The sequence below is a fragment of the Pseudomonas sp. ASL7 genome, assembly GCF_056680375.1.
Map to the genome: position 1 here is coordinate 1,694,156 of NZ_CM155279.1, position 16,504 is coordinate 1,710,659.

The 16,504-nt window shown below is 56.6% G+C and carries 14 protein-coding genes and 1 pseudogene; 8 read left to right on the plus strand and 7 right to left on the minus strand.

What is annotated here, in order from left to right; all coding sequences use genetic code 11:
• Window positions 1–174 precede the first annotated feature (174 nt).
• A complete protein-coding gene (locus AC1MDT_RS07735) occupies window positions 175–852 on the minus strand; it encodes a dTMP kinase (protein ID WP_480421459.1) in 678 nt (225 codons plus the stop codon).
• A gap of 401 nt (window positions 853–1,253) precedes the next feature.
• Here AC1MDT_RS07735 and AC1MDT_RS07740 point away from each other — a divergent pair, with 401 nt between their 5' ends.
• Window positions 1,254–2,171, plus strand: a complete 918-nt coding sequence (locus tag AC1MDT_RS07740; protein WP_480421460.1) for a LysR family transcriptional regulator — start codon at window positions 1,254–1,256, stop codon at window positions 2,169–2,171.
• Window positions 2,172–2,499: 328 nt separating this feature from the next.
• Window positions 2,500–3,258, plus strand: a complete 759-nt coding sequence (locus AC1MDT_RS07745) for an SDR family oxidoreductase (RefSeq protein ID WP_480421461.1) — start codon at window positions 2,500–2,502, stop codon at window positions 3,256–3,258.
• Window positions 3,259–3,401: 143 nt separating this feature from the next.
• On the opposite strand, the gene AC1MDT_RS07750 is transcribed toward AC1MDT_RS07745, so the two are convergent.
• The 5 genes from AC1MDT_RS07750 to AC1MDT_RS07770 all read right to left on the minus strand — a co-directional run bounded on the left by AC1MDT_RS07750 (window position 3,402) and on the right by AC1MDT_RS07770 (window position 7,815).
• Complete coding sequence (locus tag AC1MDT_RS07750) at window positions 3,402–3,860, minus strand: metallophosphoesterase family protein (RefSeq protein WP_480421462.1); 459 nt, start codon at window positions 3,858–3,860, stop codon at window positions 3,402–3,404.
• Window positions 3,861–3,920: 60 nt separating this feature from the next.
• Window positions 3,921–4,136, minus strand: coding sequence for a hypothetical protein (locus tag AC1MDT_RS07755; RefSeq protein ID WP_480421463.1), 216 nt, complete (start codon window positions 4,134–4,136; stop codon window positions 3,921–3,923).
• A 182-nt stretch (window positions 4,137–4,318) separates the two neighbouring features.
• On the minus strand, window positions 4,319–5,452 hold the full coding sequence (locus AC1MDT_RS07760) for an alpha/beta hydrolase family protein (protein ID WP_480421464.1): 1,134 nt from the start codon (window positions 5,450–5,452) through the stop codon (window positions 4,319–4,321).
• A 140-nt stretch (window positions 5,453–5,592) separates the two neighbouring features.
• Window positions 5,593–6,321: a metallophosphoesterase family protein gene (locus AC1MDT_RS07765; protein WP_480421465.1), complete on the minus strand. Its 729-nt coding sequence runs from the start codon at window positions 6,319–6,321 to the stop codon at window positions 5,593–5,595.
• A 63-nt stretch (window positions 6,322–6,384) separates the two neighbouring features.
• Entirely contained in the window at window positions 6,385–7,815 is a 1,431-nt protein-coding gene (locus AC1MDT_RS07770; RefSeq protein WP_480421466.1) for an aldehyde dehydrogenase family protein, read from the minus strand.
• A 124-nt stretch (window positions 7,816–7,939) separates the two neighbouring features.
• Between AC1MDT_RS07770 and AC1MDT_RS07775 the strand changes: the two genes are divergently transcribed.
• The 5 genes and pseudogenes from AC1MDT_RS07775 (at window position 7,940) to AC1MDT_RS07795 (ending at window position 13,289) form a co-directional block, all read left to right on the plus strand.
• Window positions 7,940–8,842, plus strand: a complete 903-nt coding sequence (locus tag AC1MDT_RS07775) for a LysR family transcriptional regulator (protein WP_480421467.1) — start codon at window positions 7,940–7,942, stop codon at window positions 8,840–8,842.
• A gap of 125 nt (window positions 8,843–8,967) precedes the next feature.
• Window positions 8,968–10,479 (plus strand): annotated as a pseudogene (locus AC1MDT_RS07780) (thiamine pyrophosphate-binding protein); the annotation flags it as partial.
• A gap of 274 nt (window positions 10,480–10,753) precedes the next feature.
• The gene (locus AC1MDT_RS07785; protein WP_480421468.1) at window positions 10,754–11,017 is read left to right on the plus strand and encodes a DUF2790 domain-containing protein; all 264 of its coding nucleotides are present in this window, start codon (window positions 10,754–10,756) and stop codon (window positions 11,015–11,017) included.
• Window positions 11,018–11,154: 137 nt separating this feature from the next.
• Entirely contained in the window at window positions 11,155–11,826 is a 672-nt protein-coding gene (locus AC1MDT_RS07790; RefSeq protein WP_480421469.1) for a heavy metal response regulator transcription factor, read from the plus strand.
• Window positions 11,823–13,289, plus strand: coding sequence for a heavy metal sensor histidine kinase (locus tag AC1MDT_RS07795; protein WP_480421470.1), 1,467 nt, complete (start codon window positions 11,823–11,825; stop codon window positions 13,287–13,289). Before AC1MDT_RS07790 ends, AC1MDT_RS07795 begins: the two co-directional genes overlap by 4 nt.
• Window positions 13,290–13,512: 223 nt before the next feature.
• Here AC1MDT_RS07795 and AC1MDT_RS07800 read toward each other — a convergent pair whose 3' ends face one another.
• Window positions 13,513–14,463 (minus strand): LysR substrate-binding domain-containing protein, encoded by a 951-nt coding sequence (locus tag AC1MDT_RS07800; RefSeq protein WP_480421471.1) that lies wholly within the window; start codon window positions 14,461–14,463, stop codon window positions 13,513–13,515.
• Window positions 14,464–14,634: 171 nt separating this feature from the next.
• Here AC1MDT_RS07800 and AC1MDT_RS07805 point away from each other — a divergent pair, with 171 nt between their 5' ends.
• A complete protein-coding gene (locus AC1MDT_RS07805) occupies window positions 14,635–16,176 on the plus strand; it encodes an HAL/PAL/TAL family ammonia-lyase (RefSeq protein ID WP_480421472.1) in 1,542 nt (513 codons plus the stop codon).
• Window positions 16,177–16,504: the final 328 nt, after the last annotated feature.

Here is a 16,504-nt window from a genome sequence, read left to right on the forward strand (position 1 = left end):
AAAGGGCCGTCGAAGGGCCCTTGCTTTGTACTCAAAACGATCACTTGGTCAGCCAGGACTCGACTGTGTCGGAGCCGCATCCAGCATCCCAGACCTTTGCTGCGCTGACCTCTTCCACGGAGCAATCGCGATGCCAAAGCTACCATTGCGGCGCTAAATCCCCCTTCGATCCTGCTAACGATCTATATCTACGGCTATATCAACCGCATCAAGACCGGCGCAGCGAACTTCGCCTGCGCGGCATCGAAGGACTCTATAGATCTCAGAAACCACCTGCATCGTTGCGTCTTCGATCGTTCCTTCATTACGGCATAAAACCCAGCCGTGATCTGCAATCGCTCGCTCGAACGCCTTGGTACAAGCGACATGTTCTTCCAGCTTATGGATCACAGTACTGTTCAGCCCACGCCGTCGTGCCGCTGCCCTCCCCCATGAAATATCCGGGGCGGTGACAACCCCGACATGCAGGTCTGGCACTCGCACGTTTCGATCAATGTTCAACTGTAGAATCTCTGCAAACGGGACTATCCGGCGAAACGCGGCATCCGACGGGTACCAGCGATCGATCAGGATGATGCTGCCTGGCGGCTGTTTAGCCAGCACGTGCTGGGAAATCCAGGTACGGCTATCAGCAAAGCGCTCACAAACCCCCAACTCCAAATCCCGGGTGGGATTTCTGACGAGTTTGTTAACGAGGGCCATTGTTTCACCCCTATAGGGATCGCTTTTTTTCTCGCACAGTCGGATCACCTTTTTGTTGTCTGCCCTCAGTACTTTCGTAATGGCTTCCAACAGTGTGGTTTTGCCGGTTCCCTTGGGCCCATCTAGAGAAACAAACAGCGGACGATTCATTCTTCAAATATCGATTGATATACGGTTTTTTTTGCCCGGGTCGTTCGCTGGAACCGCTTGGCGCGACTACGCGACTCGAGTGGAGGGCCCTTATGAACAGGCATTGATGAACACTCTAACCTTGTTTCTGGCTAACCGGACTTAAAATCCAGGGTTACAGCCGCTTATGAACATCGGTCGTCGCTCTTCGGCGGCACAGAAGTGGGTTACACGGGCTATCCTTTCCATACTGAAGTTGCGTGATAATCGGCACCACTGGTAACTGCGGTCATAGTGTCCCAGCTACCTCCCCGCAAAAAAATCACTCACCCAAGCAGCGATGCGCCAGCTTACTGCCCGTTTCACAGCAGCTTCTGCCAGCGGACTCAAGGCACATACTGGCTGATGGAAGGTGCTAACGCATGAAGGACCTTTTCTCCTACAAGCTTTTCACAAGGGTGGCGCGACTGGGCAGTTTTTCGGCTGCGGCACGCGAAGTGGGCCTTTCTCAATCCCAGGTCTCCAGGATTGTGGCCGAGCTTGAAGCCGATCTTGGCACCCTGCTACTGGCGAGATCGACACGTGCAGTCGTACCGACTGAGGCAGGAGCGGATTTTCTGGTTCGTATGGAACCCATCCTCGCCGCGGTGGAAGAAGCAGAGCAAAGCGTTCGCGGCGGCGCGGAGCTGCGTGGCGTCGTCCGGATCAGCATGCCAACGAGCATCGGCGTAAGGGAAATCATTCCGCGTATAGCTCCGTTCGCAGCGATACACCCCAACCTGCATATCCAGGTCCTGCTCGCCGATCATTGGCAGGATCTGGTGCGCGAAAATATCGATGTAGCCATACGGTTGGGACGGCTGGTCGATTCCAGTGCTACGAGCCGTCAGATCATGACGATCTCCAGATTTATTCTCGCCTCCCCGGCCTACTTGCGCGCCGCTGGGGAGCCGACTACGCCGGAAGACCTGCAATCACATCGAATCATCGCCGGTCCAGCCTCGACGGTTCCGAGCGGGTGGACGTTCAAACGCGATGGCGAGACCAGGACGATTCAGCTCGAGGCGCACTTCTCGACCGACGAAAACGAAGGCGCTGTAGCGGCGGCAACTGCTGGGCTGGGGATCACCTCGACAACGGCATGGGCGTGTCGGCGGGAGCTGGAAAGCGGTGAACTCGTCGCGCTGCTCACCGATTGGGAGACCGAATCCATACCTGTTCATGCCTACTACCCCCACGGCTCGCGAACTCGCAGTGCCGGCCGCGCCCTGATCGAACATCTTGTAGCCAGCCTGGTTGGCGAGGGAAGTGACGTTTCAAGCCAGCATCAGGCTCGATGATTGATCCCGGGCGAACCAAGTGGATTGACTGTCCCTTTGCCGAGCATCTCCTTCCAGAAAGCCGGTGGCGACCGCCCTTGCAGCTTCAGGCAGTCTGGAATGGCCATCCGGATTGACCGCGACCTCTCCTCCCCTAGGTCACAGAAATGCAACCTCTCGGCATAGCGCAGCAATGCCTATGCATCTTTTACATAAATGATAGCGAAAAAGAGTGGCTACTCCGTTCACGCCGAAGCTGCCAACTTAGCGTCACTGCCTGCACGACACATCGTTCGACTTGTCCGTTCGTGGCGGCATTTCCTTACTTCATCTCTTCAGGAGAAGCGTGATGCGTATGACCGGCAATACTATTTTCATCACTGGCGGCGGCTCCGGCATCGGCCGGGGCCTGGCCGAAGCCTTCCACAAGCTCGGCAATAAAGTGATCATCTCCGGACGGCGCAAGGAGCGACTGCAGCAAACGCTCGACGCCAACCCCGGCATGGCAGCCATCGAACTCGACATCAACGACACGGCTAGCATCCAGGCAGCAGCGCAGCACCTCATCGCCAATTACCCTGAGCTCAATGTGCTGATCAACAATGCCGGCATCATGTTGCTCGATCATGCTGAAGGTCCGGTGGACGATGAGCTTGCCCTGTCGACCGTCACCACAAACCTGCTGGGTCCGATCCGCATGACCTCGGCGCTGGTCGAGCATCTGAAGGCGAAACCTGATGCGGTCATCGTCAACGTATCCTCGGTGCTCGGCTTCGTGCCAATGGCCGTGACGGCGGTCTACTCGGCGACCAAGGCAGCACTGCACTCCTACACCTTGTCGCAGCGTTACCTGCTACGCGAACACGGCATCCAGCTGGTCGAGATCGCACCACCGTGGGTACGCACCGAGTTGCTTAACAGCAGCGAGGAGGAACGTGCCATTCCCCTCGACCAGTTCATTACGCAAGCGATGAAACAGTTCGACAGTGGTGCGGACGAAATCCTCGTCGCTCCGGCCGAAGCCATGCGCGCCAATCCTGGCCCGAACGAGCATGCGTGGGTCAATCAGTTCAATGACATAGTCGCAAACGGCCCGGCTCTTGGCTGATCGCGACGGCATAAGAATGTCCAGGCCCACGTTGACTTCATCTTCAGTGGGATGATCGACGGTACCGGTTCATCAATATGACGCTTGCGGGGCTCATGGCACCCGAGTGAACGGGTCGACTTCCCCACTGTGGATGACGCGAGTCACTCCAGTAGATAAATCAACTGAGGCTCAATTGAAGTCGCAGAGACCTCAAGCAGGGCCAGCGTCACCGGCAGCTTGAAGCGTCGTCGTCCCGCGCTGCCGGGATTGAGGTAAAGCTGCTCACCACGCCATTCTATGCACGGCTTGTGGGAGTGGCCGGTGATCACCAGCTTTATGCCATGATCAAGCACGACCGGGACATCGACAATGTCATGCACCAACAGCGCCTGCCATCCGTTGACGTCGAAACGTAGAAGATCAGGGAGATTGTCTGCCCATGGTGCGTCTTGGTCGTTGTTGCCGCGTACGACGTGCAGAGGCGCGATAGTCGCCAGTTGATCAAGAATCTGCGGGCTACCAATGTCACCCGCGTGAATGATCAGCTCACATCCCTCCAGGACAGCAACGGATTCAGGACGAAGCAGGCCGTGTGTATCAGAAATCACGCCGACTTTCATACCGTCTCCAGAAATGGTTCAGATTGCCCCTATCGTACGCCAGCAATTGATCAAGGCCGGTCACGCGAGTTTGATGGCATTACCCTGGATATCATCGCGCGCCATTCGTAAGTCATTAGCATCTTGGTTGAGCTGATGAATCAAGTTGAGCAACCGTTGGCGCAGCACTTCGTCTTGGAGCTGCTCAGCAGCACGCATCACATCAAGCGCCGCTGTCTCATTGTTGTTGGCAACGGCGTCGAGCAGTTTGCGCATGCTTCTTGATGGCCGGTTCATCTATAGCCCCTCTGAGTTTTCAGTGACGCTAATCATAGGGGCTGAATGTTTCGTCAACGTTTCAGTGCATGAATCGGTTTTGTGCTGCCTGATCCAGCTGAATGGGCGCTAGCTGGGAGGACTGCCTGAGGGCAATGATATGGTTATGGGTCACCGGCGACAGCAGCTTGCCCCGCCCAAAACTACTTCAACCGCCCTGCCCCATCCAGCCAACCTGGCGCGCCTTTCTGCAACCATTCAGTGGCCGCGGGATTGTGTTTGATGCGGCTATCCAGAAACGCCACACCAATTGCCTGAATCGCAGCAACTTGTTTGGGATCCGGGGCCGGCTCGCCCACCATCCGGCTATGGGAACCGCCGCCGGAATTGGCGCCGTGCTTGTGCCCTTTACCTTTGGAAGCATCGCCGGACTGATCGCTGCCCTTGTCGCCCTTTTTAACCGGCCGGTTGAACAACTCGGTACCGGACAAGGTCTTGTGCGTCGCGTTGTTCAGCTCCAACTGAACACTGCCCGCCACCGTAACTGACTCGCCCAACACTTGTCGCTGGTGATAAGAACTGACCCAGTTGAACGGATCTTCATCCTCCTGACCGGTCATCGACAGCACGGGCGCCGACATATGGGCGAACACTTCTCGCCCGGCACCGGCTTCAACATAAGGGCTGAGCAGCAACACCGCTTTGGGCTGAATCGCGACCCCCGACGTAGCGCCAGGTTCCAGCGCCCCGGCCAGTGCCTCAGCGGTCTGCGCCCCAATATCAAAGCCGGCCACCACGACTTGGTTCCAGTCAATGGCAGCCAGTTGCGCGTCTCCTTTCGCGGCCCGTGCTCGAACCTCGGTCAGGACTTTCTGCAATGTAGACAGCCTGTCGCGTAAGGCGGCGGCGGTGTAATGACTGCTTGCCACCTCACGGAAGTCGCCATCCAACGCCTGCCTCGACGCAAAAATCGAATGATCATAGGCGTGCCCCTGAACAGACAGCACCGCATAACCGGCTTGCGCCCATGCATTGCGCCACTTTACTCCGCCCGAGGCCGGCTCCCCCAATCCCGGCAGGTAAATAATCAGCGGCAAGCGCTCATGGGTAGCCGGCGCCAACCACGCAACATCCACCGATTGCTGATCGAGTTGCCAGATAGCGCCCCAGCCAGCCGTTTCGTTGTGGGACGGTTGATAGGCGGTGGTCAGCTCTTTATTGACCCGCTCGGTGAACTTGGTACGCGGGTCTGGCGGATCGCCCGCACAACCAGAGATCAATCCCAGGCTACCCACTAAGGCGCCCACAGCTAGCCAGTACCGAGGTTGAAGGTTCATTCGATTCACAAAGTCGTCCAGATCAAGATGGCTAGCAGCCTAACCGACCCGCTGGCGAACGAGGCGCAAGGACAGGTAAAGAATGGGTAAAGGGTGATGTCAGACTCACGGCGCACATACCGCCTGGCTCTCGCCAGCTTTCACAGCTCGATAATCAGATCAGGATCAAAACCGGTGTGCTGCCCTGGATAACCGCGTGGATTTGAAACAACCCGGCATCCATTTTTGGTGAAGCTTGCTGCTACGTGAGTGTGGCCATAGACCCAAAGATCAGCCTTGCCCAACAAATCTGACCAGTTATTTGCATAGGCAGCCGCCAGGTGGCCGGCATGGTCTTCAGACAGATAGTCTGCTACTGGCGCGTGATGGGTGACCACCACTGTTTTGCCGTCGAAAGGTGTACCTAATTCCTGAGCTAGCCAGTTGTAGGAAATCCTGGATTTGCTGATCAGATCAGCAGGCCGCAAGCGTCGGTAGCTCGCGTCAGCGCTAATCACGCGAAAATCGTTCATCCACTCCCATGCTGTGCGGATCGCGGCCTGGACATCTCCAGTCGAGGTGTAATCCGTCCACCCCGTAGTAACCAGAAAACGAGTCTGATCCAAAATCAGCACCTCATTTTCCAGCACATGCACATGAGGTAAGGCCGCCTCCTTCATCTTGCGCAGTGTGTGATCGATGTGACCACCGTAGTACTCGTGATTTCCGCACACATAAATCACCGGGCGCTGGAATGTCTCATTAGCCCATGTCACTCCTCGCGATTTCAGATCGATGTCACCTGCGAGAATAATGACGTCAGCATCGCTTGGGGTCGGATCGAATCGAGCAAATTCGTTGTGCAAATCTGAATAGATTTGAAGCTTCATTGGGATATCCGCCCTGTTTCCGATGCTATCCACCCAGTACTCCCTGACAGGAACCCGACCTGGTCATTTCAACGGGTCACACGAGACCAATGTCTTCGGCTCAAGATACGCGCTCATCCCCCACCTGCCCATTTCGCGCCCAAGGCCTGAATGCTTGAATCCACCGAAGGGGGCACGCGGTTCGTGGGCCAGGGTGTTGATGAGCACACGTCCCGAATCGATCTGACGGGCGATATTCACACAGCGTTCGGGGCTCTTTCCCAGCACCAGGGCGCTCAGCCCATAGTCCGTATCGTTGGCAATGCTGATCGCATCAGCGTCATCCTCGTAGGGGATGATAGTCAGCACGGGGCCGAAGATTTCCTCACGCGCGATGCACATCCGGTTGTTGGCATCTGTGAAGATCGTGGGTTTGACGAACCATCCGGCGTGCAAGCCTTCCGGGCGACCTTCGCCACCGGCCAGCAACCTCGCGCCTTCTTCCTGGCCGATACGGATGTAGCGCTGCACCCGTGCCCATTGTTTCTGGCTCACCATCGGGCCGATGTCGGTGTCGGCGTTGCGCGGATCGCCCGATTGAATCTGTGAGACGCCCTCCTTCGCAACCCTCTCGAACTCTGCCAACCGTCTGCGCGGCACAAGGATGCGAGTGCCCGCGATGCAAGCCTGGCCGCTATTGAGAAATCCGGCTTGCAGCACCAACGGCATGACCGCCTGGAAATCCGCATCGTCGAGCACCACGGTGGGCGACTTGCCGCCGAGTTCGAGCGTCACGCGCTTCAGGGTGTCGGCGCCGGCTCTTACCAGATGCTGACCGACTGCGGACGAACCCGTGAACGAGATCTTGGCAACGTCGGGATGGCGGGCGATTTCTTCGCCAACCACATCGCCCCGTCCGTTGACGATATTGAATACACCCGGTGGCAGTCCCGCTTCATGCAACGCCCTGACCACGACCTGCGTCTGCAACGCGCTCATCTCGCTGGGCTTGATGACGGCAGTACAGCCTGACGCCAGCGCAGTGGCCAGCTTGTTGCAGATGAAGCCCGCATTGCTGTTCCAGGGCGTGATCAGACCGGTAACGCCCACGGGCGTCAGAATGACCCTGGCCCTGCCGACCTGTTCCTCGAAATCGAACGCCTCCAGTGCGTCGATCGCTTGCGCAATCACATCCGCCGGATAAGTCGCCATCCAGCGCCCACGAACTGCAGGTGCGCCGTATTCCAAAAGGATGGCTTCCAGCAACTCTTCCTCTCTTGCCGCCACGGCCCGGTGCATGCGTTGCAGTGCTGCAATGCGTTCCTCCCGACTGGTACGAGACCAGGCCGGGAACGCAGCCTTGGCAGCTGCAATGGCACGCTGGGCGTCCAGGGCATCGCCCAGCCGAACCTGACCGATGACTTGCTCGGTGCTCGGGTTATGGAGGTCGAACCATTCCTGACCATGCGGAATGACGAACTCGCCGTTGATGTAGATGTGTTCAATGCGCTGCATGGCAACTCCTCGTTCAAAATGACTCGCCTGAATCGAGCCTCTGTGAAGCGAAGTCTAAGAAGGGTTCATTGTTCCGATAAGCTATCCTTTGGCTTATGAAGCATCCGCATTTTCAGGACAATCCATGCACAGAACAGGAATGACCGAGCTGGAAGTGGTTCTGGCCGTTGCGCGCCGCAGCAGTTTTCGTGGCGCGGCACAGCAATTGGGCATGTCCACCACCGCCGTGAGCAGCGCGGTGGCCGGCCTGGAAGCGCGGCTGAAAGTACGCCTGTTCAATCGCTCCACGCGCAGCGTTGCCCTCACCGACATCGGGCAACGCTATGTGGAGCGCATTGCCCCTGCATTGGCGCAGATCAAAAGTGCCGACGAAGAGGCCAGCGTCGGCCTCGACGAACCCAGCGGTACACTGCGCATCAATGCACCGCATGGCGCGGCCTACCTGCTGCTGGAACCGCTGTTCAAGCAGTACGCTGAGCGCTATCCCGAGGTGCGCATCGACATCGTCAGCGAATCAAGCATGGTCGACATCGTCGCCGGGGGCTTCGACGCCGGGATTCGCCTGGCAGAGTCTGTACCGCAAGACATGATTGCCGTGGCGCTGTCAGGTGACATCCGGATGCTCGTGGTGGCAACGCCCGAGTATCTCGAACGCCATGGCGTGCCCGAGCACCCGCGAGACCTGCTCACCCACCAGAGCATCGGCATGCGCATGGCCCACGGTGGCCTCTACCATTGGGAACTGGAGCGCGACGGCCAAAAGATGCAGATGGATCTGCCGGTGCGCTTCGCATTCAACGAGTTGCTGGCCATCAAACAGGCCGTGTTGTTGGGCCTTGGCATCGGTTTCATTTCCGAGTGGTTCATCCAGGAAGAACTGGCAAGCGGCGCCCTGGTGCCGGTGCTGATGCCGTGGAGCCCGTCGTTTGGCGGGTTGAGGCTTTATTACTCGGGTCATCGCTTCGTGCCGGTGCGATTGCGAGCACTGATTGATCTGGTGCACGAGATGCGGCCCAATCTGGTTTGATTCGGGCGACGAGTCGCAACGGGAATCTTTCAATCGAACCTTGGCAATGATTCGCAAACCCATCACGTCGGCAGCTCAAATCAAGATGAGCTCGAAAGGGTACTGGGTCAAAAAGTCGTCAAGAAGGTGGTGCGGCCTACATGGCCGAAGCCTATGGCAAACTGACTGGTGAGCCAGGCATATGCTTCGTCACCCGAGGCCCAGGGGCTACAAACGCCTCTATTGGCGTTCACACCGCGTTCCAAGACTCATCGCCCATGATTCTGTTCATTGGCCAAGTAGCTCGCGATCAACAGTATCGCGAAGCCTTTCAGGAAATCGACTTTCGCCAGATGTTCGGCCCCTTGGCAAAATGGGTTGTCCAAATAGACGACACCCGCCGAATTCCGGAACTGATAAGCCAGGCGTTCCACCGAGCGGTGAATGGTAGACCGGGGCCCGTAGTGGTCGCATTACCAGAGGACATGTTGACTGAAATGGCGGAGGTAAGTGATGCCGGGCCTTTCAAGCGTGTCTTGATGACGCCAGCGGCCGAGCAACTGGCCTCGATGCATCAACTACTTGAGCAATCAGAGCGACCATTGATGGTGCTGGGTGGCAGCGGTTGGGATGCAGAATCAGTGCACGACATTCGGCTCTTCGCTGAACAGCAAGACATCCCGGTTGCAGCTTCCTTTCGCTGCCAAGACCTTTTCGACAATCGACACCCCAACTATGTGGGAGACCTTGGATTCGCCGCGTCAGCGCAGCTGTCGTCAGCGGTCAGAGAGGCTGACCTTTTACTCGTAGTCGGTTCTCGAATGGGCGAGGTTTCGACAGGTGGATATGCTGCTTTGGAGATCCCGGTACCCAAACAAACCTTGATTCATATTCACCAAGGTATCGAGGAACTTGGACGGGTTTACCAACCTGCGTTGGCGATAAACAGCAGCCTGTCGACCTTTGCTAAATCAGCAGCAAAGCTCCCAGCAGCTAACCCCCAAAGAAAGCGCGAATGGACGCGTACACTGAACAGCTACTATCAGCAAAACCTGAAGCGGACTCCCTCCCCTGGCAGCGTCCAAATGGCCGAAATCATTGAGTGGCTGAATCGTAGACTTCCGGACGACGCGATCTTAACCAATGGCGCTGGAAACTATGCCGTCTGGCTTCAACGCTTCTATCAGTTCCGCCATTACCGTACCCAGCTAGGCCCTACAAACGGCTCAATGGGATATGGCGTTCCTGCTGCGGTGGCGGCCAAACTGACATGCCCGGATAGAGTGGTTGTTTCTTTCTCAGGCGATGGTTGCTTCTTGATGAATGGTCAGGAGATCGCCACTGCAGCGCAGTATGGTGCCAACGTGATTTTCCTTGTTATCAACAACGGAATGTACGGAACAATCAGAATGCACCAGGAGCGCAACTACCCAGGGCGCGTTTCGGGAACTGAGTTGCACAACCCGGATTTTTCAGCCCTTGCTCGAGCCTACGGACTGCATGGCGAGGTAGTAACCAACACATCCGAGTTTGAACCAGCTTTTGAACGCTGCCTTAACATGTCTCGACCATCGTTGATTGAGATCAGAGTCGACCCTGAAGCACTGACACCTCGACTCAGCTTGACTCAGATCAGAGAGCAATCAAGCAAAAGATAAGCTCGTACCCGTTTCCTCCCTATGGGCGCCTGATTTACGACTTACCAGGCGCCTTTTTTCTCAAAGTCCCCCCCAAGTCTCCGCGACAGCTGCCAAGAATCGACAGCAGACGATCAAATTAGCGTTTTCCACTGGTGAGCTATCGGCTTCAGCCTCGGACAAGATTGCATTACAACTTTGTCATTGTGCTGTTCGTCGGCTGTTGGAGTTGCCTTGTTACCGTGAACTCACTGCCAAACAACAGGCAGCCCACCTTAGACAGGGAGATACTGCCATGAAACTGTTCATGCTCGGGTTCGCCACCCTCCTCGCCACCGGTTCAGCCTTCGCCGACACCACCGACACCACCGACACCTCGGCGGTGATCCACGACAAGACCGGTTTCTTCGTTCACTTGGACGTTGCGAAAGTCAAATCCATGACTGACATGCCGGACCAATGCGGCGTCATTCCGGCCCGTCTCGATTACCTGGATCATCAGGGCCAGGAACATGTACTGGACTACTTGGTTCAAGGACGTTGCACGAACGAAAACTGATGAAGTGCACACGACTGTCCGCGAGCAGGCAATACGCAACACCACCTGATGGCAGGGCTATACTTGCGCTACCTGCTCGTGGCGTCCAGGTCCGCTTTTTGTGGATCGAATACCGAAACCGAACCAAGGTCATTCTCATGAACATCCTTGTCGTGGAAGACGAACCCAAGGCGGGCAACTACTTACTCAATGGTCTGCAAGAGCAGGGATACTCCGTCAGCCTAGCCCGCGATGGTGTTGATGGTTTACACCTGGCCCTGGAAACGCCTTTCGACGTCATTGTGCTGGATGTGATGATGCCGAAGATGGACGGCTGGGAAGTACTGCGCCGCCTGCGCAAGGAAGCCGACACGCCGGTACTGTTCCTCACTGCGCGAGATGATATCGCCGACCGAATCAAAGGCCTGGAGTTGGGGGCCGACGACTACCTGATCAAACCCTTTTCTTTCGCCGAACTGGTCGCACGCCTGCGCACCCTGACCCGCCGAGGTCCGACCCGGGAAGAAGAGCAACTGCATATCGCTGACCTGCAGATTGATGTAATCAAACGCCGCGTCACCCGTGCGGGCGTGCGAGTGACGCTGACAAACAAGGAGTTCGCATTGTTGCACCTGTTCGCCACGCATCAGGATCAGGTGCTGTCTCGTTCACTGATCGCCTCCCGGGTCTGGGACATGAACTTTGACAGCGACACCAATGTAGTGGACGTGGCGGTGCGACGCCTGCGCCTGAAAATCGACGACCCTTTCCAGCTGAAGCTGATCCACAGTGTGCGGGGCATTGGCTACCGCTTTGATACGCAACCATGAACCATCGCCATTACTCCCTGACGTTACGCCTGGCCGTGGTGTTTGCCTTGCTGGCCTTCGCCCTGCTGGCAACCACCGGCGTCGCACTGTACCGCGATCTTGAACGCGAACTGATACAACGCGACGAGTCCACCCTGGTTTACCGCGTAGATCAGCTGCGTAATTTTCTCAATGGCGGTAATACGCTGGAACTGATCAGGACCAAACCTGTGCTGTTTCAGAACATGCTGGGCAATCGCGAGTACGTACTTACTATTGGCGTTTCAGGGGAAGCCCCTTTACTACAGGTCAATCCAAGAGATATCGATATTCCCGACCTCACTCCCGTGGCAATGGACCATTCCCTGGCTCTGACAGATGTGCAGCATCTACCCGCCGTGAACGGTACCCCCTTCGCGGCCATCTCCGCGAGTATCGACTCGGGCAAGCTGAAAGTGACCATTGGCTGCCTGATGACCGAACGAACCGCAGTGCTCGCCAGCTATCGTCTCAGCGTATACGTCCTCGCCGGTCTCGCGGCCCTTGTCCTGGCGCTGACTGGATATGTAGTGGTTCACCGCGGTTTGTTGCCTCTCAGACGCCTGGCGCATCAAGCCCACGGTATCGGCATTGGCAATCTGACAGAGCGACTCGACGGCCGAGGCGCCCCGAAGGAGTTGCTCCCGATGATCGACTCTTTCAACACCATGCTTGAGCGACTCGCCAAGGGTTTTGCGCAACTGAGCCAGGTCTCGACTGACATGGCCCACGAACTGCGCACGCCCATCAACAACTTGCTGGGTGAAACCCAGGTCGCCATGCAGCAGAATCGTAGCGTGGAACATTACCAGCAGCTGCTCGCCTCCAACATCGAAGAGCTCGAACGCCTGACTCGCATGCTCGACAACATGCTGTTCCTCGCTCGCACTGACCCCGGTAGCGCTCGTGATCAGCGCCAGGAGCTGGGCGCCGCCGACGAACTGGAGCGCGTAGCCGATTACTTTGAAGGCCTGGCCGCGGAAGCCGACATCACCATCCGTGCGGAGGGCGACGGCCTTATCTGGGCCGAGCCAATGTTGCTACGCCGCGCCTTGGCTAACCTGTGTGCCAACGCGATAAAACATGGTGCACCTCATTCCGAACTGTTGATCCAGGCCACACCCTCCGAGGGTGGCATCAATCTGCGCGTGCGCAACTACGGAACAACCATTGCGGCGGAACACCTTCCGAGATTATTCGAGCGTTTCTACCGCGTTGATCAATCACGCGAGCGCTCGGCGCAGTCCAATGGCCTGGGGCTTTCGATCGTAGCGACTATCATGCAGTTGCACAGTGGCCGCTACAGCGTCACCAGCGAGAATGGCGTGACCTGTTTCGAGCTGTTTTTCCCCATGCGGGATCAGCAAGAGCGTCAGGCCGGCTTTCAAACCGGCCCGGACGCCCCTCGCCTCAGCATCGACGTGAAGCGCCCCTCCCCCGGTTGATCTTCATCGAACTTCCACGGCGAGCTCGGTGGAGTCCCATCCCCCACCGAGCGCTTTGACGAGGCCGACATTGGCACTCAATTGTTGTGCCTGCAGGTCAAGGCGCCCGCTGCGCCTCTGCCGAACTAACGTTTGAATGGAGATCGCCGGATAGATGTACGCGGCCCCATGAAACACGGTCCCGCATCCGGCAACGTAATGATGCAATGGACATGGCTGCTACTCACTGAGGTCTACCAGGCGGCGCAGCTATCAAGGAATCAGTAATTTCCTCTTGTGCTTTCCCTCGGCCAATCAACCAGCGTTGAAATGCCCGACATTGCGCTTTCTGCAGCGTGTTGGGGTGCCAACTCAGGTAATACGGCGAAGGAAGAGGCATGGCGCGCTGCCAAGGAATGATCAGGCGCCCTTCATCGATGTCACGGGAAATCATCGAAAACTGCGCCAACACGATGCCTTGGTGATCGATGGCGGCTTGAATAGCCATGCTGGACGAAGAAAAACTACGACGTATGGCAATCGTATGCTCGACAGAAGCGCATTCCAGCTCAAACCATTCGGCCCATGAGGGGGGGGAGTCAAATTTCGGCCGTGAATCGATACGCAGAAGAGGGTATTGGAGCAGGTCACTCGCCTGCTTCACATTGCCGGGATGGCCTAAAAACGTTGGTGAGCATGCCGGCACTACACAATCGCGGAACAGGACAACGCTATGCCCGGCATATTGGCCAGGTTCGCCATAGCCGATTCGAAAATCTGCGTTTTCCTCCTCCGAAGTATCCGCCAGCGTGCCATCCAGATAGATGTCGAGATCATCATCTTCATGCTGCCATTCGTAGGTGAGAGGCGCCAGCCACTTGGTCATGAGAGAAGGCAGGCCACTGACATATAAATTGTTGGGGTTTTTCGACCGCTCTACTTCGGAAACGGCGGCTCTCAATTCTTCAAATGCTATAGAACACCGCGCATGAAAACGCTGGCCAATGGCGTTCAGTCGCAAGCGTTGTCCCTCCTTGACCGTCAGGCTCATACCCAACGCCTCTTCAAGCAACTTCATTTGCTGACTCACCGCGCCCACGGAAATGTTCAATCGCATTGCCGCTTGGGAATTACTGCCGCAGTGACCGACGGCTTCAAATATTTGGAGGGATCGTAAGGGCGGTAAGCGACTCATGGCGATGCGAAGGCCTCGAAAGCATTTTAGGTTTAGTAAAACTACTAATACTGACAGAAATTACCATATTTTCTTCATTATAAAATCGCTTTAGTCTTCTCGCACACTCAATCGGGCTGACGACTCAGTCCGCCCTACCCCCTCAATCATTTCGTTTCTCGGGAGTTAGCAATGAAAACTCATCCTCAGCAAATCACTCAGGTCATCCTCGGCGATAGAGAACCTTCCATCGAAGAGTTCGTAGCGGTAGCCCGTTATTCAGCCAGGGTGTCGTTTTCCGAGGCCTACAAGAACCGCGTGAAAAAGTCCCGTGGTTTGGTCGAGCGTTTCCTCGATGAAAATCGCTTGGTCTATGGTGTGACCACGGGGTTTGGCGATAACGTTCGGCATGTGATTTCTGCGCAGAATGCCAAGGAGCTCCAGGTCAACATCGTGCGCTCCCACGCCGTTGCAGTGGGCGAGCCGCTCAAGCGTGAGCAGGTTCGTGCTATCCAGTTAATGATTCTGGTCAGTCTTGGCAAAGGTTTTTCGGGGGTGCGCCTGGAGTTGTTGGAGCTGATTGCCGGCCTGCTCAACAACGAAGTAGTGCCGTTTGCGCCAGGTGAGGGGTCGGTGGGCTATTTGGCAGTCGAGGGGCACCTGGCATTAGTGCTGCTTGGCGAAGGTCAAGCCAGGGTCAATGGCGGCGAATGGGTGGATGGCGCCACCGCGCTTAAACAGGTCGGCCTGCAACCGACAGACCTGCAGTGCAAAGAAGGATTAGCCCTGCTCAACGGCACCACGTCAGTGACCGCCATTGCTATTCTGGCACTCTACAACGCCATGCAGACAGCCTCTATTGCCGATGTCGCTGCGGCTATTTCGCTTGAAGCGTTAAAGGGCACGATTCGCGCATTCGACCCTCGTTATCACTCGGTCAAAGCACACAAAGAGCAGGCGCAAACTGCCAGGGATATAAAGGCGATGCTGCATGACAGCCAACTGATCGCCGAAAACATTGATTACCGGCTTCAGGATGCCTACAGCCTGCGCTCCATTCCCCAGGTGCATGGTGCGTCGAAAAAATTCATTGATCACGCACGCGAAAACATCGAGAACGAAATTCACTCCTCGGGCGATAACCCGGTCATTTACCCGTTTGACGACGGCGACGGCATTGCCATCTCCGGCGCCAACTTCGACGGCACCTACATCGGCATGTCAGCGGATTCGTTGTGTGTGGCGCTGGCCAACCTGGCGAAGATTTCCGAGCGCCGTATCGACCGTATGGTCAACTCCCACTTCAGTGAAATGCCGGCCTTTCTGGTGCGCAACCCGGGCCTTAACAGCGGGTACATGATCCTTCAATACACGGCAGCTGGCCTGTATGCGGAAATGAAGACACTGTCGTTCCCTTCCTCTGTTGACAGTATCTCGACCTGCGGCAATCAGGAGGATCTGGTCAGCCTCGCCTATAACGCCGTCATCAAGGCTTACAAGGTTTCCGAAAAACTTGAGTCGGTGCTGGCAATTGAACTGCTGGTCGGTTGCCAGGCCTTGGACTTCCATGATGTGCGCAAGGCGTCTAGCGTCACCAAGGCGGTTTATGACCTGGTGCGTAGCCGAGTGCCGGTCGCCGACAACGATCGTGCATTCTATTTGGATATGGTGAGTGTTACCGAGCAGGTACGTAGTGGTGAAGTCCTTACCACGGTGCTGAAAAACCTGAAGTAAATGTGTTGGACTCCAAGGCTGTCCTTTGGCTGTCACGGGTATGCATTTCGCTACCTCCCGACGACTGAAGGATTGCCTTGGGGCCGAACCTGGATCTGCATCACCGCTTTCGCAAGCGTGGGGCCCCTTCCTCCGCGTGCTCATCAAGCAGCAAATCGGGAAGTCGATCACCTCTCCCGCTTTACCCCCTGGCTTTAAGCCGTTTCCAAACCGCACCAACTTGTTACCGAATGCCCCAGCGTGGCGCAAAATCACATTCAAGTTACAACCAGCACGCCTTCGCAAAAACCTTCCGGAAAAAATTCGATACCTGGCAAACCGTTGTTCC

Coding starts and splice junctions, on each gene's coding strand:
- AC1MDT_RS07805 (WP_480421472.1), top strand. CDS start 14,635: ATGAAAACTCATCCTCAGCAAATCACTCAGGTCATCCTCGGCGATAGA.
- AC1MDT_RS07755 (WP_480421463.1), bottom strand. CDS start 4,136: ATGAACCGGCCATCAAGAAGCATGCGCAAACTGCTCGACGCCGTTGCC.
- AC1MDT_RS07790 (WP_480421469.1), top strand. CDS start 11,155: ATGAACATCCTTGTCGTGGAAGACGAACCCAAGGCGGGCAACTACTTA.
- AC1MDT_RS07770 (WP_480421466.1), bottom strand. CDS start 7,815: ATGCAGCGCATTGAACACATCTACATCAACGGCGAGTTCGTCATTCCG.
- AC1MDT_RS07795 (WP_480421470.1), top strand. CDS start 11,823: ATGAACCATCGCCATTACTCCCTGACGTTACGCCTGGCCGTGGTGTTT.
- AC1MDT_RS07750 (WP_480421462.1), bottom strand. CDS start 3,860: ATGAAAGTCGGCGTGATTTCTGATACACACGGCCTGCTTCGTCCTGAA.
- AC1MDT_RS07775 (WP_480421467.1), top strand. CDS start 7,940: ATGCACAGAACAGGAATGACCGAGCTGGAAGTGGTTCTGGCCGTTGCG.
- AC1MDT_RS07800 (WP_480421471.1), bottom strand. CDS start 14,463: ATGAGTCGCTTACCGCCCTTACGATCCCTCCAAATATTTGAAGCCGTC.
- AC1MDT_RS07785 (WP_480421468.1), top strand. CDS start 10,754: ATGAAACTGTTCATGCTCGGGTTCGCCACCCTCCTCGCCACCGGTTCA.
- AC1MDT_RS07760 (WP_480421464.1), bottom strand. CDS start 5,452: ATGAACCTTCAACCTCGGTACTGGCTAGCTGTGGGCGCCTTAGTGGGT.
- AC1MDT_RS07735 (WP_480421459.1), bottom strand. CDS start 852: ATGAATCGTCCGCTGTTTGTTTCTCTAGATGGGCCCAAGGGAACCGGC.
- AC1MDT_RS07765 (WP_480421465.1), bottom strand. CDS start 6,321: ATGAAGCTTCAAATCTATTCAGATTTGCACAACGAATTTGCTCGATTC.
- AC1MDT_RS07745 (WP_480421461.1), top strand. CDS start 2,500: ATGCGTATGACCGGCAATACTATTTTCATCACTGGCGGCGGCTCCGGC.
- AC1MDT_RS07740 (WP_480421460.1), top strand. CDS start 1,254: ATGAAGGACCTTTTCTCCTACAAGCTTTTCACAAGGGTGGCGCGACTG.